The following is an 873-nucleotide window of genomic DNA, read 5'->3' on the forward strand; positions in this document are numbered from 1 at the left end:
AAGCCGGTACGATTGCTTATTGGTTCAAGGTTTTTAGCAACTAAATGAATAGCGAGTGGCCTAAAATTTTTTTTATTAATATGGCCTTTTGCAAAGGCTTCGCCCGCTCTCAGCATCTCTATAGGGAGGGTTAAACTCGTTATTAATAAGTGTTGGTAAACAGCAATAGCTATATTTAATGGGGGGTTACTCTGTTTATCAGTCATATAGATGCTCCGACCAGTTAGGGTTGGCCTTTTATGCTTAATATTTGGCTATTAAAGCACAAAGTGTGGTGCGCAATCCATTTAAACTAGTGTCATATTCTTATAACACGTTTTTTAAAGGTAAATTATGACCGCATTACCCGTAATTGTAGGCATGGGAGGCATTAATGCCGCTGGCCGTACTTCTTTTCACCAAGGTTACCGCCGTATTGTGTTAGACAGTTTAAGTGCACAAGATCGTCAAGAAACGTTTTTAGGCCTCGCCACCTTGATGAATTTAGTTAGTGTTGTTGATAATCAACTACAAGACACTCAAGGTAACAATGTTGAGCAAAGCGACATAGAAGCACGTTTTGGTGAACAAATAATTGCCGGTACGCTTATTCGTAAAATCGAAAACGAACATTTTGATCCAGACGCTACCCCATGGCAGCAAAAAATGACGCTAAGCAACTCGGATGAGAATGCAATTGTGTTTGAAACGCGTGCTCGCGACTTACCTGCACCTGTTCCAGCTAGCTGGCAAGTTGAAGAGCTTGAAGGCAAAAAAGTTAAAGTAACTATTGCAGCCGACTTAGACGTAAAGCATGACTCAACACGCGATAACCCAATTAAATCTGCTGGGCAATTTCCGACTGGGTTTGATCCATCAGTTATGTATAACAGC

General features: G+C 40.9%; 2 pseudogenes. One reads left to right on the top strand and one right to left on the bottom strand.

What is annotated here, in order from left to right:
- Positions 1 to 206 (bottom strand): annotated as a pseudogene (locus L652_RS0103380) (AraC family transcriptional regulator); the annotation flags it as partial.
- Between the two features lie 127 nt (positions 207 to 333).
- Between L652_RS0103380 and L652_RS0103385 the strand changes: the two are divergent.
- Positions 334 to 873, top strand: a pseudogene (locus L652_RS0103385) (beta-ketoacyl synthase); the annotation flags it as partial.

It is taken from the genome of Pseudoalteromonas sp. TB25 (genome assembly GCF_000497995.1).
Classification (GTDB): domain Bacteria; phylum Pseudomonadota; class Gammaproteobacteria; order Enterobacterales; family Alteromonadaceae; genus Pseudoalteromonas; species Pseudoalteromonas distincta.